General features: G+C 51.9%; 12 protein-coding genes. 7 read left to right on the top strand and 5 right to left on the bottom strand.

The annotated features are described in order from the left end of the window. Positions 1 to 3: 3 nt before the first annotated feature. The gene (locus REH51_RS08860) at positions 4 to 1,197 is read right to left on the bottom strand and encodes a cation diffusion facilitator family transporter (protein WP_498937646.1); all 1,194 of its coding nucleotides are present in this window, start codon (positions 1,195 to 1,197) and stop codon (positions 4 to 6) included. A gap of 203 nt (positions 1,198 to 1,400) precedes the next feature. Between REH51_RS08860 and REH51_RS08855 the strand changes: the two genes are divergently transcribed. The 4 genes from REH51_RS08855 (at position 1,401) to nhaD (ending at position 6,512) form a co-directional block, all read left to right on the top strand. After that, positions 1,401 to 2,201 (top strand): undecaprenyl-diphosphate phosphatase, encoded by an 801-nt coding sequence (locus REH51_RS08855; RefSeq protein ID WP_498937644.1) that lies wholly within the window; start codon positions 1,401 to 1,403, stop codon positions 2,199 to 2,201. Between the two features lie 73 nt (positions 2,202 to 2,274). Beyond that, complete coding sequence (locus REH51_RS08850; RefSeq protein ID WP_498937642.1) at positions 2,275 to 3,375, top strand: FAD:protein FMN transferase; 1,101 nt, start codon at positions 2,275 to 2,277, stop codon at positions 3,373 to 3,375. A gap of 19 nt (positions 3,376 to 3,394) precedes the next feature. Further along, on the top strand, positions 3,395 to 4,762 hold the full coding sequence (gene glmU / locus REH51_RS08845) for a bifunctional UDP-N-acetylglucosamine diphosphorylase/glucosamine-1-phosphate N-acetyltransferase GlmU (RefSeq protein WP_009723308.1): 1,368 nt from the start codon (positions 3,395 to 3,397) through the stop codon (positions 4,760 to 4,762). Between the two features lie 283 nt (positions 4,763 to 5,045). Continuing rightward, entirely contained in the window at positions 5,046 to 6,512 is a 1,467-nt protein-coding gene (gene nhaD / locus REH51_RS08840) for a sodium:proton antiporter NhaD (RefSeq protein ID WP_498937640.1), read from the top strand. 103 nt (positions 6,513 to 6,615) lie between these two features. Here the strand turns inward: nhaD and REH51_RS08835 are convergent, their stop codons facing one another. The 3 genes from REH51_RS08835 to REH51_RS08825 all read right to left on the bottom strand — a co-directional run bounded on the left by REH51_RS08835 (position 6,616) and on the right by REH51_RS08825 (position 9,433). Next, positions 6,616 to 7,233 (bottom strand): CBS domain-containing protein, encoded by a 618-nt coding sequence (locus REH51_RS08835; RefSeq protein ID WP_009723306.1) that lies wholly within the window; start codon positions 7,231 to 7,233, stop codon positions 6,616 to 6,618. Positions 7,234 to 7,335: 102 nt separating this feature from the next. Next, positions 7,336 to 8,748 carry an ATP-binding protein gene (locus REH51_RS08830; protein ID WP_498937638.1) on the bottom strand — a complete coding sequence of 471 codons (1,413 nt, stop codon included), beginning with the start codon at positions 8,746 to 8,748 and terminating at the stop codon, positions 7,336 to 7,338. Positions 8,749 to 8,773: 25 nt separating this feature from the next. Continuing rightward, positions 8,774 to 9,433: a response regulator transcription factor gene (locus tag REH51_RS08825; protein ID WP_009723304.1), complete on the bottom strand. Its 660-nt coding sequence runs from the start codon at positions 9,431 to 9,433 to the stop codon at positions 8,774 to 8,776. A 49-nt stretch (positions 9,434 to 9,482) separates the two neighbouring features. Here REH51_RS08825 and REH51_RS08820 point away from each other — a divergent pair, with 49 nt between their 5' ends. Both REH51_RS08820 and REH51_RS08815 read left to right on the top strand, forming a co-directional pair. Continuing rightward, positions 9,483 to 10,397, top strand: a complete 915-nt coding sequence (locus REH51_RS08820; protein WP_009723303.1) for a GNAT family N-acetyltransferase — start codon at positions 9,483 to 9,485, stop codon at positions 10,395 to 10,397. Positions 10,398 to 10,620: 223 nt separating this feature from the next. Next, positions 10,621 to 11,469, top strand: a complete 849-nt coding sequence (locus REH51_RS08815) for a c-type cytochrome (RefSeq protein ID WP_498937636.1) — start codon at positions 10,621 to 10,623, stop codon at positions 11,467 to 11,469. A 96-nt stretch (positions 11,470 to 11,565) separates the two neighbouring features. On the opposite strand, the gene rep is transcribed toward REH51_RS08815, so the two are convergent. Then, a complete protein-coding gene (rep, locus tag REH51_RS08810; protein ID WP_498937634.1) occupies positions 11,566 to 13,635 on the bottom strand; it encodes a DNA helicase Rep in 2,070 nt (689 codons plus the stop codon). Positions 13,636 to 13,731: 96 nt separating this feature from the next. Here rep and REH51_RS08805 point away from each other — a divergent pair, with 96 nt between their 5' ends. After that, positions 13,732 to 14,205, top strand: coding sequence for a tRNA (cytidine(34)-2'-O)-methyltransferase (locus REH51_RS08805; RefSeq protein WP_009723300.1), 474 nt, complete (start codon positions 13,732 to 13,734; stop codon positions 14,203 to 14,205). Positions 14,206 to 14,217 lie beyond the last annotated feature (12 nt).

The raw sequence follows: 14,217 nt of genomic DNA, 5'->3' as shown, positions 1-14,217 counted from the left end.
CGGTTAACGCATCGCACTGCTGGCTGCGCGGGTAATAAACATCACTTCCACGTGGCCCAGCCACTCAATATCACTGGCCAGCGCTTTTAATTGGCTGGCTAAGCACTGAGGTGGCTGGTGTACTGAATCGCCAATAATAAGCGATACCGATACTTTATCGTCTAGATAGTGCAGTTGCAGCTCGGTTAACGTGCGCCAAACCGGATGCATATACCAGCGTTCATTTAGCGTGGCTTCTACTTCGGGTCGCAGTGGAAGGCCGGGGAGGCGGCTAGGGGCGCCTTCTCCAGCATCATCTTCAGGATCAACGTGAAAAATAACATCAGTGAGCAACGGAAACTCATGTCGCAAACGCCGGCTCACTTCGTTACCGATTTCATGAGCTTCTGACACGGTGATTTTTGGCCCAACCACCACATGTAAATCGACCATGACCCAGCCTGCAGACTGGCGAGTACGTAAGTCATGGACACTGTCTACCCCTGGAACGCTTCGAGCAACATCGTACATTTGCTGTTGAACGCTTTCAGGTAGCGCGGTATCGACGAGTTCCCTCGCTGACTCCCAAAGTAAATCCCAACCTACTTTGCCAACCAATAAACCAACGATGATAGCGGCAACAGCGTCTAGCCAGCCAAAACCAAACTGCGCGCCAATTAATGCGACCAGTACCACCGCGGTGGAAAGTGCATCGCTGCGGGAATGCCAAGCGTTTGCTTCTAATAGCTTAGATTTAACGCGTTTAGCAACGCGCATGGTATAGCGAAAAATCCACTCTTTACTGAATAGGGCGATGATTGTAATAACAATAGCGACCATGCCAGGAGCGTTGACTTCAGCACCACTAAACAATCGATCTAGGCTAGACCAGGCGATACCACCCGCCACAAAGATCAGGACACTACCTAGCAGTAACGTGGTTAAGGTTTCGATTCGGCCATGACCATAATGATGATCATCGTCTGGTTCCTGGCGGCCGTAGTGAATAGCGGCTAACACAAAACCATCAGTCACAAGATCTGAAAGTGAATGGATACCATCGGCAATCAGCGCCGCAGAGCCCACCCAAAAGCCAACCACGACTTTAACAGTGCTCAACAAGCCATCTAGCCAGGCGCCAACGTAAGTAACGCGCTTGGCCTCTCGGCTATCTAGCTCATGCTTGGGAACCACTGGCGATTCTACGGTCTGAGTCATGAGGGACCTTACTGGGGCACACACTTCCAATAGATGGCTATTGTAGCGCACAGTGACCCTAGCTCTATACCTTCTTGTGAATTTGCTCGTATGCTGGGTGCGGACAATGAATTAAGGGATGTGTATCCTTAGCGCCATTGCAGGCGCATGAATGTCACCAAGCACATGAATGTCGTTAATAATAGTTAAACACAGGATAACCCATGGATTGGTTACAGGTAGTTGTGTTAGCGGTAGGTCAAGGGCTTACAGAATTTTTACCTATATCGAGCTCGGCCCACCTTATATTGGTACCTGTTTTGACCGCCTGGGAAGATCAGGGCCTTGCCTTTGACGTGGCTCTGCATCTTGGCAGTTTAAGCGCTGTTGTGATCTATTTTCGTTACGAAATAGGCAGAATGATCGCTAGCAGCTTGACCGCACTTCGGGGCCAAGAGGTTAACGATGATGCCATGTTGGCGTTTTGGGTCGTTATTGCCACGTTGCCAGTGTGTATCGTCGGTTTTTTGCTTCACGATGTGATCTCAGGTTATATGCGTTCTACGCTGATCATTGGTATCAGTTTGATTGTTTTTGGTCTGCTACTTGGTTACGCAGACTGGAAAAAACGTGGCGCTCGTAGCGAATACCAGATGACGTTAAAAGATGTGCTCATCATCGGTGGCGCTCAAGTATTGGCACTCATTCCTGGCACATCGCGCTCAGGTATCACCATTACGGCGGCATTAATGGTGGGTATGAGTAGAGAAGGCGCAGCACGGTTTTCATTTCTACTGTCAATTCCCGTCATTGTTTTGGCGGGTGGCCTTGAGGCAATAAACTTACTGAAAGACCCTCAGCTTATCGATATACCGGCCATGCTAGTAGGTCCCCTACTCTCAGGCATTAGCGCCTATGTGTGTATCCACTACTTCCTGGTTGTGATTAAAAAGCTAGGCATGCAGCCATTTGTGGTATATCGGGTGCTGTTTGGGGCTTGGTTGCTTTGGGTTTTTTACTACTAGATTTTTCTAGGTTATTTTATTTTTAGGGGTTTTCCATTTTTAACCCAGCGCGTTTTATTCAAGGAAAAATAAAATGAAGGTTAATTCTCGGTTGTTAAAATGTTCGGGATTATTGCTCATTGCTGCTGGGGCTTTACTAGGGTGTTCAGAAAATGATCGGCCGTTGGATTCCCCTGTTCGCTTTGAGGGCGGTATTTTTGGGACATTTTATCAAGTCACCATTGCGGACCCGCTAACTCAAGGTGAGGCAAATGCGCTGGAAGAAGGTTTTCTAGCGGAGCTAAACGACGTTGATCAAGCAATGTCGACGTACCGCGATGATGCTGAGCTTGTGGCCTTTAATGATGCCCCTCTTAATGAATGGCAACCGCTTTCTAATGCGCTAATTGAAGTGCTTGCGATTAGCCATTCGGTATCAGAAGCAAGTAACGGCGCGTTTGATATTACCGTTGGCGATGTGGTTAATTTATGGAGTTTTGGCCCCGAAGCGCGCCCTGAAGAAGTGCCTTCAGACGCTGAACTAAGCGAACGCATGGCTACGATTGGCTATGATGCAGTTGATATTGATACTCAGCTTATGCAAGCGCGGCGCTCTCGCGATGTGTTTGCTGATTTGTCGGGTGTGGCTAAGGGGGACGGCACTGACCGTGTTGGGGCATATCTTGATCAGCAGGGGATTGAAAACTACCTCGTCAATATTGGTGGTGAATTAATTGCCCGTGGATACCGTGAGCTGGAAGAGCAAACCCTGTGGCGTGTTGGGATTGAGGTGCCACATAACGGTGTGCCAGAGGCGCAGCACGTTATTCCTCTTGAAAATATGTCGGTCGCGACGTCAGGGGATTATCGCAACTATTTTGAAGTAGATGGCGAGCGCTTCTCTCATACTATCGATCCTCGCACTGGTCGACCGGTTAAGCATCAGTTAGCGTCCGTATCAGTTTTTCACCCCTCTAATGCATGGGCAGACGCTTGGTCTACGGCTATTTCGGTAGCGGGTAGCGAAGAAGGGATGCTGATGGCAATTGAAAATAACCTCAATGTGTTGATGTTAGTTAAAGAGAATGATCATTGGCGAAGCTTAGCCAGTCCCGCCTTCATGGAATACTTCGATGAAGCGCTCATTGATGAGCTGGGTATTGAAGCCTGGGAAGCTCCCGCCGCCAACCGCTAAACCGTTACAGGTGAATAATATGCAAGACCTTGATGTCGTTATCCTTGCCGCTGGAAAAGGCACCCGTATGCGCTCACAAACACCAAAAGTGCTGCATACGCTGGCAGGAAAATCCATGGTGCAGCATGTGTTAGATACTGCTAGTGGGCTTACTCCTACTCGTATGCATGTTGTGATTGGCCATGGTGCAGATCAACTGCGTGAAGCGCTGGCAGAGAGCGCGGTATCGTTTGCTGTTCAGGAAGAGCAGAAGGGTACTGGTCATGCGGTTGCTCAAGCGCAGCCTCAGTTAGGTAACGGTAACGTATTGGTGCTGTACGGCGATGTTCCTATGATTCGCCGGGAGTCACTGACAGCACTACTCAGCCAGGTTGATGAGCAGCACATGGGCCTGCTAACCGTTACGTTGGAGGACCCTTCTGGTTACGGGCGTATTGTTCGCAATGATGAAGGTGAGGCAGTGGCTATTATTGAACAAAAAGACGCCAGCGCCGACCAGCTTGCCATTACTGAGTGCAATACCGGCATTATGGCGATGACCAGCGCTCAGCTTAAACGTTGGCTGCCGCAGCTTTCTGCTGAAAATGCCCAGGGCGAGTATTATTTAACTGATGTGATTGCGATGGCGGCAAACGAAGGCATCAAAGTGTGTACTGCCCAACCAGCCAGCGCGGTAGAAGTCGAAGGAGTGAATAACCGTTCACAAATGGCCCGTTTAGAACGCGCTTATCAACTGCAGCAAGCTGAGGCTTTAATGGCTCAAGGCGTTGCATTGGCCGACCCGGCAAGAATTGATATACGCGGTAAGCTCACCTGTGGCCATGATGTGTTTATCGACGTGGGCTGTGTATTTGAAGGCGATGTAGAGCTGGGTGAAGGGGTACGAGTCGGCCCTTACTGCGTGATTAAAAATAGTACGATTGGCGCTGAGAGCGTTATCGACAGCCACAGTGTGATCGACACAACCGTTGCTGCTGGATTGAACCAAGTTGGCCCCTTTGCACGACTTCGCCCCGGCACACGTCTGGCAGTTAAAGCTAAGGTAGGTAATTTTGTTGAAACCAAAAATGCTGATGTCGGTGAAGGAAGTAAAATCAACCACTTAAGCTATGTAGGCGATGCGCGCTTAGGTCGTGATGTGAATGTTGGTGCGGGTACAATTACCTGTAACTATGATGGCGCGAATAAACACCGTACAGAAATTGGTGACAATGCGTTTATTGGTTCGAATAGTGCGCTAGTAGCACCAGTGACGATAGGTAAAGGTGCCACGATTGGTGCAGGTTCTACCATTGCGAAAGACGTGGCAGAACACGCGTTGGCGGTTACTCGCAGCAGTCAGCTAGAAAAGTTAGGTTGGCCGCGCCCCGTTAAAAAAGCTAAGTAAGTTGAGATTCATTGTTGTTAGGTTCTAACAGCGATTTAAACCCTAATGAGAAATTGTTATGTGGGGTCTAAAACGGCACTGATGTAGATCTGCCTCGTCTCTTGGCTAAGCGCGTTATGGCTGAGAAATCCTTCGACTGAAATAAATTTTCCTGGCGCTATAAAACGGCTTTACAAGATGCGGCAAATGGCCGCATCTTTAGCGCGATCACTGCGTTGCAGCACTTAATTAGTGTGCTTATCATCGTGGCGGTCTTTCCCAACCCTGCCAGGATCACTTCACTATGAAACCACCTAACGTCCTTGCAATGCGGCAGTCTACTTGCCGGTTTGCTTGGTTGTTGATCGCGCTTTGTCTGTTTGCTTTTCCCTCTCTCTCCTATGCCGCTTCTGGCCCTTTAGATCTTACCGCTTCGTTTGCTGGTATCGCTTCTGTTGTCATCTTCGTTCTTGCCTATGCCTTGGTAATGAGCGAAGAGCTGATTCACATGCGCAAATCCAAACCTGTACTGGTGGCTGCTGGGCTTATCTGGGCGCTAGTGGCGTGGGTCTATGTACAGGCGGGCATGCCGCAAGAAGCGGAAGCGGCGTTTAAAGAAACGCTGCTTGAGTACACCGAGTTGTTACTGTTCTTACTGGTGGCAATGACCTACATCAACGCTATGGAAGAGCGCCGCATCTTTGATGCCCTGCGGGCATGGCTTGTGCGTAAAGGCTTTAGTTATCGCAGCCTGTTTTGGATCACTGGCTGTCTCGCCTTCGGTATTTCTGCCATTGCCAACAACATGACTACGGCGATGCTAATGTGCGCAGTTGTGTTGAAAGTGGCCGAAGGCGATAAAAAGTTTATTAGTCTGTGCTGTGTCAACGTGGTGGTAGCATCAAACGCAGGCGGCGCGTTCAGCCCGTTTGGCGATATCACCACGTTGATGGTGTGGCAGGCAGGTCAGGTGCCGTTTGGCGGCTTCTTTGCGCTATTGGTACCTGCCATTGTCAATTTTATCGTGCCGTCGGTGATTATGAATTTCTTCATCGTCAATAGACAGCCTGCAGCGCTTACCGAAAACGTCTGGTTAAAGCGTGGTTCGCGCCGCATTATCGCGCTGTTTTTGGTGACTGTCGCTATTTCAGTATTGTGCCACTCTGTGCTTTATCTACCGCCTGCGATGGGGATGATGTTTGGCCTTGGCCTGCTGCAGTTCTTTGGCTATTACCTGCGCCGCAGTCTACCGCGCTCGTTGGAGCGCAAGCGTGAGCGTTACTCTCGTCGTGGCGACTGGAAGAAGCTTGAACAACTGGGAAGCGTCGTGCCTTTTGATATCTTCAGCCGTATTGCCCGCTCAGAGTGGGATACGCTGTTATTCTTCTACGGGGTCGTGATGTGTGTTGGCGGCCTGGGTTTCATGGGCTATTTAAGTCTATTGTCAGAAACCCTTTATGGTAGCTGGAACCCTGTGTGGGCCAATGTCGTCTTGGGGCTGATTTCGGCGGTGGTCGATAACATTCCGGTCATGTTTGCGGTGCTTTCCATGGCGCCAGATATGTCGCAAGGCAATTGGCTGCTGATTACATTGACCGCTGGTGTCGGTGGTAGCTTGCTTTCGATGGGGTCTGCGGCGGGGGGTGCCTTAATGGGTCAAGCACGGGGAATTTATACCTTTGCGGGCCACTTACGCTGGGCACCTGCTATTTTACTGGGCTATGCCGCCAGCATTATGGCTCATCTGTGGATTAACGCAGCGCTGTTTTAAATGAGCTGCCAATTCAGATAGGCAAAACAAAACGCCCCTTATCAATTGATAAGGGGCGTTTTGGTAAATGCTAACGGTAGAGTTGGCTAGTTTTTCTTCAAGATTATAAATCGTGCCCGGTAATGACTTTGCAAATATCTGCAAAGCTACTGGCGGTAGGCACGGCTGACGAGGCGACTTTCATCGTGGTTTTATTGCCCATGGCATGTTGTATATCGGTGGCAGAAATAATACCGCGTACGCTTAATGGTTGATTTTGTTTATGTTCAGTAATTAACAAGTGCTGTTCTGTAAAACGCTCCATGGAAAGTACAAGGTCTTCAATCGTTAATGAATTAAGTTGCTCAAATGGCATCGCACTGAGTTTTTGCCAGGGCGTCATAATCATGTCGGCTGTGATTTCTGTTCGGCCAAGGCTTCGCTGCTGCATCGCCAAGTTGATGCGCCGTGTTCCGATAACTTCTTTGGCGGTGAGTACGCCAATGCAGTGGTTTGCCTTGTCGAGAACAAACAATAGGCGAATGCCACTGTGGCGCATTTTTAAATGGGCATCGTCGATGGGCGTATCAGCGGCTACCGACTGAGGCATGACCTGGGTAAAATCCGTCAGCACCGATAACGCGGAGCTTTCAGGTGTTAACTGTTTTGCTGTTGGCGTAATGAGCAGTGGTGTTTCACCAAACTGGATAAGTGGTTTGGGGGAGTGGACGAGCATATTCATTCAGGGAATCTCCGTTATGTGAATAGACAGGTCGTTAACGGCTTTGCCTGTCTTGTACCTTCACACTTGCACGGAATTCTTATGGGAATCTTAACAGACTCCTTATGACCGATTATTTTGTGGCTGGGGTTGTGATAGGGCGTTCCTGGTAAACGTTGCTCGCACGCGAAGCCCACCGCTGGGGGCATCATCAAGTTGTAAGGCGCCTTGATGGCGTTTAACCAAGCGTTCGACGATGGATAGCCCCAACCCCGCGCCAGCACCCGGCCCTGCACGCTGGAAGCGTTCCATCACCCGACTGCGTTGCGCCGCGGGAATACCTGGCCCTTGATCATCAACAGTGACGATGACGCCTTTCGCCGAGGTCTCAAGCGTGACCGTGATGGTGCCTTGCGCAGGTGAGTGTTGAATGGCGTTACCCACTAGATTTTGCACTAGTGCCTCAATCGCACCGGGTTCCTCTTCTATTTGCCAATTAGCCGAGTCGTCTGCCTCTAATAACAACTGCTGGCGTTGTTCTGCGGCAAGTGGCGCAAGTTTTGCCAAGGTTTCGCGGGTTTCATGCAATAGATTGGAGCGCCGATACTCTGGTAACGGTTCTTCTTCGGGGTCTAGGCGTGCCAGCGTTAATAGCTGAGAGACTAGACGCGTTGATCGGGCCACTCCGCTGCGTAAGTGGTGCAGTGCTTCCTCTCGGTCATCGGTGTTATCAGCAGTAAGTGCATTTTGCGCATGCAAATCAAGTACCGCCAAAGGGGTGCGTAGCTCGTGGGCCGCATCGGCAATGAAACGCTTTTCGCGAATACGCAGTTGGCGGAGCCGTTCCAGCAACCGGTTTATGGCGCCAGAAATGGTCTCCAGTTCCTGGGGAAGCGGATGAAGTGTCAGAGGCTTTAGGTGATGGGGGTCGCGGGCACGGATTTGCTCTGCCATCCGCGATAAGGGGGCGACCCCCCAGCCAATCGACCACCACAGTAATAGTGTCAGTAACGGTAGGCCAATAAGATCAGGTAATAAGGTGCGCAGTGCCACTGCGCTGATCAGTTCACCACGAACGTCCTCTCGTTCGCCCACCACTACGCGTTTGTCTGTGCTTGTTATTTCCAGGACGTAAACGCGCCAGTCATGTTGATTCACCGTAAGCGTTGAATAACCCGGTGGTTGCTGGTTCAGCGGCGTTTCGGGGGCGCTGGCGGAGCGCAGCAGAAGGCGATCGCCTTCCCAAAGCTGAAATGCCAGCTTGCTTTCATAGCGATGGCCTGCCAAGCGGTTATCGGATTGCTCGGCACGTAGCAGAGCACCTTCCACGCTATTTAATAAAAGTGCACGGTCGCTATCAGGCAGTGGTGCCTGTAGTAGACCTTCTAGCAAACGGGCATTTTGTGCCAGGCTAGCGTCATGAAGCTCTTCAATTTCATGGGCGGCATAGCGATAGCTAATAAAGCCAATCACTAGCATGCTCGCACCAAACACAAGCAACGCAAGCCCCAGGGTGCGCTGGCGAATAGAACTCATAGGTTTGCCTTGTGCAACTTAATCATTACGATTTATCCATTACATAGCCAATCCCTCTCACGGTTCGGATAACCTCAGGAAATAGCTTTCGCCGCAAATGATGGATGTGCACTTCGATAGCGTTACTTTCGACATCTTCCTCCCAGCCGTACACTAATCGCGTTAAGGTATCGCGGGTGAACACACGGCCTGGGTGGCTCATAAATTCCTGCAGTAACGTTAGCTCACGGCGCGAAAGCGTGATCACTTGATGTTGATAACTCACCTGTAATGTCTGAGGGTCCAGGCTAATCCCCCGGCAGGTGAGCAAGCCGCTGGTTTGCCCTTGGCTGCGGCGCAATAAAGCACGCAGACGCGCTTTTAATTCTGCTACTTCGAAGGGTTTGGTTAGGTAGTCGTCGGCACCCGCATCCAATCCTTCAATACGGTTATCCACCGCATCGCGGGCGGTCAGAACCAAAATAGGCAGTTGGCTGCCATGCCGACGAATAGCGCGAAGTACTTCCATTCCATCGATCGTTGGCAAGCCAAGATCCAGGATGACCGCATCAAAAGGTTCATTTTTAAGCGCATGAAGAGCGTTATCACCATCGGCTAAATGATCTACCGTATAGTGCTCTGGTTTCAGCGCCATACGAATCCCCGATGCCAAGCTTGGGTCGTCTTCAACCAGTAAAATGCGCATATCGACGGATGACTCCTTTCATTCACGGCGGGCTACTCAGGAACGTAACATGACACGTCATTCTTCTTTCGGCCACCGCTCCTTAGCCTACACAGTAATGCAGTGCCCACCTGAACAACGGCGTGAAGCATTACTCCATTTGGCTGCCGTGCATGACCCTGCGCAACAACCTGCATTGCAGCATGCTTTGTCAACGGTAAAAGCTGGCCCTGACACTGTTTGGCAGGGCCTTTGGATAGCAACCCAAGCGGGCCATATCGAAGCTGCCGCCTGGGTACAGCCATTGGCTAATCAAATGGCACAGCTTTGGCTACCCAGGCAACATAATTCAGCAGCCGATGCGCTGTTGAAAGCCTTACAGGGCTGGGTAAGTAAGCAGCCGATTGCGCTATGCCATGTGGCGCTACACGACGATGCAGGCAACTGGGAAACGACGTTAGTGGCCCACGGCATGCGAGCACTTGCCTCCCTGGAGCACCTTGTGTGGCAGTGCCAAGTCGGACAATCGCACGCTAACCCGCTAACGCTACGTTCCTTCGCTGAGCTGGCTCCCACCCAGCAGCGGACGCTGGTGGCGAAGGTAAGCGAAGGCTCGTTAGATTGCCCTGGGCTTCGCGAAGTGCTCACCATTGACGCGTTGCTGGCCGGTTTTTATGACCAAGCACCGAATGCGCCAGACCATTGGTATCAGCTACAGCATCAGGGGGAAGTAGTCGGTGTACTATTGCTTGCTCCTAACCATGTTACTCAGCGCTGGTCATTGCAGTTGATGGGGCTGTTGCCTGAGTGGCGCGGCGAGGGAAGGGGCAAGGATATTATTCAACAAGCGCAGTCGTTGGTTAGCAAGGCGGGAGCCCGTGACATCACGCTCACCGTCGATACGCAAAATATCCCCGCAAAGCGTGTATATGCTCAGGCAGGGTTTACGCGTTATGCTCAGCAGCGTTTACTGGCTTGGTGTTAATCAGGCGATCGTTGGCACCGTTTTTAAACCGCTGAATAAAGCACAGAGTACGGCATAGGTTGAATTGCCGCGCTTAGTAGCATTTTCTTACGCTTGGCGTTCTCGGTATACTAATGCGATATGCACGTCTTGGCGTCTCGGTTGCCGAAGGTTGATGATGTCGCTGCCGCGCGCAGGGGTTAAGCACAAAACGTTTTATGACAAAACTCAAGAGGTGGTGAGAGTGAAATCTAAGCTGATCATGAGCGGGCTGGCGGCCCTAGGCGTCATGGCAGGCACATCCGGTGCTTATGCCCAAGACGCAGCACGTGACGCAATCGCTGAGCGCCTAGCGCCGGTAGGTCAACTCTGTTTGCAAGGCCAAGACTGTGGTACCGCAGCAGCACCGGCCGCCGCTAGTAGCGGCGGCGGCGGTGAGATTGATGGCGCGGGTATCTATAACAATATCTGTATGGCGTGCCACGAAACCGGCGCTGCTGGCGCTCCGGTTCGTGGCGACGAAGCCGCTTGGTCTGAGCGTACCGAGCAAGGCTTCGCGACATTGCTAGACCACTCGATTAACGGTATTGGTGCGATGCCTGCTCGTGGCGGCAACCCCAACCTGTCAGATGAAGAGATGGAAGCGGCGACAGCGTATTTAGTAGAACCAGTGATGGAAGTGCCAGAACTGGGCGGTGGCGAAGAAGCGGCTGCGGAGGCAACTGAAGAGAGCGCTAGCGACGATATGGCCGCGGCAGATGATGCCAGTGCTGACGAAGCCACCGCAGATGCTGCGGCCAGCGAAGAAGAAGCGGTCGCCAGTGAAGAAGAAGCTTCCAGCGGTGGCAACGGGTTAGATGGCGAAGCGCTTTATGCCAGTGCTGGTTGTGTGGCTTGCCACGCAGCAGGCGTTGCCGGTGCCCCTTTGATTGGCGATGCTGACGCTTGGGCGCCACGCCTTGAGCAGGGTGTCGATGCACTTTACCAAAGCGTGTTTAACGGTAAAGGCGTGATGCCACCGCGTGGTGGTAGCAGTGCTTCTGACGAAGAGATTATGGCCGGTGTAGACTACATGGTGTCAGAAGTGCAATAAGCAGTTTTGCGATAATCGATGTGTAATCTATCCACAGGTGGGTTTTGAAACTCCCTGTGGATATTTTTTTGTGTTTTATTTTATTCTTACTTGTCGTTAACCCAACAAAGAACGCAGCCCGGCAATCGCGTCTTGCCCGCGTGCCTGCTTTTTCTCGGGGTCTTCTTTATCGGCACGGCCCTCCCACTCCAAATCATCAGCGGGCAGTTCGTCTAAAAAACGGCTGGGCTGGCAGTCCATCAGTTCACCATACGCTTTACGCTGGCGGGCTAGCGTCAGCGTTAGCGTGCGCCTTGCCCGTGTAATGCCAACGTAAGCCAAGCGGCGCTCCTCTTCCACAGTGCCCATCTCAATGGCGTTGCGGTGGGGCAACAAATCTTCTTCTAAACCCATCAAATACACATGGGGAAACTCCAGCCCTTTCGAGGCGTGCATGGTAAGTAGCTGCACACGGTCGGAGTCGTCTTCTTCAGCCTGCTGCTCAAGAATATCCCGCAGCACAAGGCGGGAAATACCAGCCTCTACGCCATCGGTTTCCGTCGCAGTGGAATCATCAGCATCTTCCGGGTCACGGTTGAGCGACTTTTCTAGCTGATCAATCAAAATCCATACGTTGGCCATGCGCCGCTCAGCGACGGTTGGGGCGCTGGCGTTTTGGTATAACCACGCCTCGTAATCCATATCGCGCAGCATGTCGCGAATGGCTGCGATGGCATCGTCTTGATCCATGCGTTTGCGCACGCCATCAATAAAGTGCGTAAAGCGTGAAAGCCGCTCCACGGCCCGAGTCGGCAGCGTTTGCTCTAACCCCAGCTCGTGGCAGGCAGCAAACAGCGAAATAGAGCGTTCAGTTGCATAGTTGGCCAGCTTTTCCAGCGTGCCGGGGCCTATTTCACGGCGGGGGACGTTCACAATGCGTAAAAAGGCATTGTCATCGGCGGGATTAATTAACAACCGCAGATAGGCCATGGTGTCCTTGATCTCGTTGCGAGAGAAAAACGACGTACCGCCGGAAAGCTTGTAGGGAATTTGGTAGTGCTGCAGCTTGAGCTCTAATAAACGTGCCTGAAAATTACCCCGATAGAGCACCGCAAAATCTCGCCATTCTGCTTTCTCTTTGATGCGCCGGGTTAGCATTTCGCTGGCTACCCGCTCTGACTCCGCCTCTTCATGGCGGTTGACGATGACTCGGATAGGCGCGCCGTCGCCCATATCTGACCATAGCGTTTTATCGTAAACGTGGGGGTTGTTGGCAATTAACGTGTTGGCCGCGCGCAAAATGGTGCCGGTCGAGCGGTAGTTCTGCTCCAGCTTGATAACGTTCAGGCGTGGGAAGTCTTCGCCAAGGGTCACCAAGTTTTCAGGCCTTGCCCCGCGCCACGCGTAGATCGACTGATCGTCGTCGCCAACCACGGTAAAGGTAGCCCGCTCCGCCATCAGCAGTTTCACCAACAGGTACTGGGAAACATTAGTGTCCTGATACTCATCCACTAGCATGTAGTGGATTTTGTTCCGCCAGCGGGCCAGTGCCTCTGGGTCACGTTGTAGCAGAACCACCGGCAGTAGAATCAGGTCGTCAAAATCCACCGCGTTATAGGCTTTTAAGTGGCGCACGTAAGCTTCATAAACCCGTGCGGCAAAGTGCTCGTCATCATCCGCGGCAAAAGAAAGCGCGTCACTGGGTAGCACTAAGTCGTTCTTCCACGTGGATATTTTGCTCTGCACTGCGTTGATCTGCTCGGCGTCTACCTGAGCGTCTTTGTTCATCAAATCGCGCAGCAGTGCTTTGGCATCTTCTGGGTCAAACAATGAAAAGCCCGGCTTGTAGCCCAGGGTTTTTAGCTCGCCGCGAATAATATTTAGGCCTAAATTGTGAAACGTCGACACCGTTAGCCCGTGGCCCTCTTTACCCTTCAGCATTTGCCCAACGCGCTCTTTCATCTCTCTGGCGGCTTTATTGGTAAAGGTAACCGCCGCTATTTTGCGCGCGCTCATGCCGCACTCTTGCACCAGATAGGCGATTTTAGTGGTAATAACACTGGTTTTACCTGAACCCGCACCCGCCAGGACCAAGCAGGGGCCGTCAATATAGCGCACCGCTTCTTGCTGGCGCGGGTTTAGCCCTTTAATGCGGCTAAGAATGCTCTTTGGCGGTTGGGGCGTCATGGTGAAGGGTGACCTCTACAAGTGTTTCTTGGCAAATTCCATTACAATCAGCGGCGCTGGGCGAACGCACAATGAGTTAATAATAGGCAGGTGGTAATGTTTGAAGTAGCGCTATTTGAACCGCGTATGGCACCCAACACGGGTAACATTATGCGCCTGGTGGCTAACAATGGCTGCCGATTACATTTAATTGAACCGCTGGGCTTTGATCTCGAAGAGAAAAAGCTGCGCCGCGCCGGGTTAGATTACCGCGACCTAGCCAATGTTACCCGCCATGCTGATTTTACGGCGTTTCAAGCGGCGATGCAGGAGCGCACGATATGGGCGATTACCACCAAAGGCACCCGCGCTCACAGCGACGCGGCTTTCGTGCCGGGCGATGTACTGCTGTTCGGTTCGGAAACCGCAGGGCTGTCGCCCCAGGTCCATGCTGCGCTACCCGCAGAACAGAAGCTGCGCATCCCCATGCAGCCCAATAACCGCAGCTTGAACCTTTCCAACGCCGTTGCCATCGTCAGCTATGAGGCGTGGCGCCAGCAAGATTATGCTGGCGCATTAGGCAGTGAGTGATAGATGGAGCGA

It is taken from the genome of Halomonas bluephagenesis (assembly GCF_054790765.1).
Note: the sequence above shows the minus strand (reverse complement) of the source record. Positions and strands in the feature narration are given on the sequence as shown.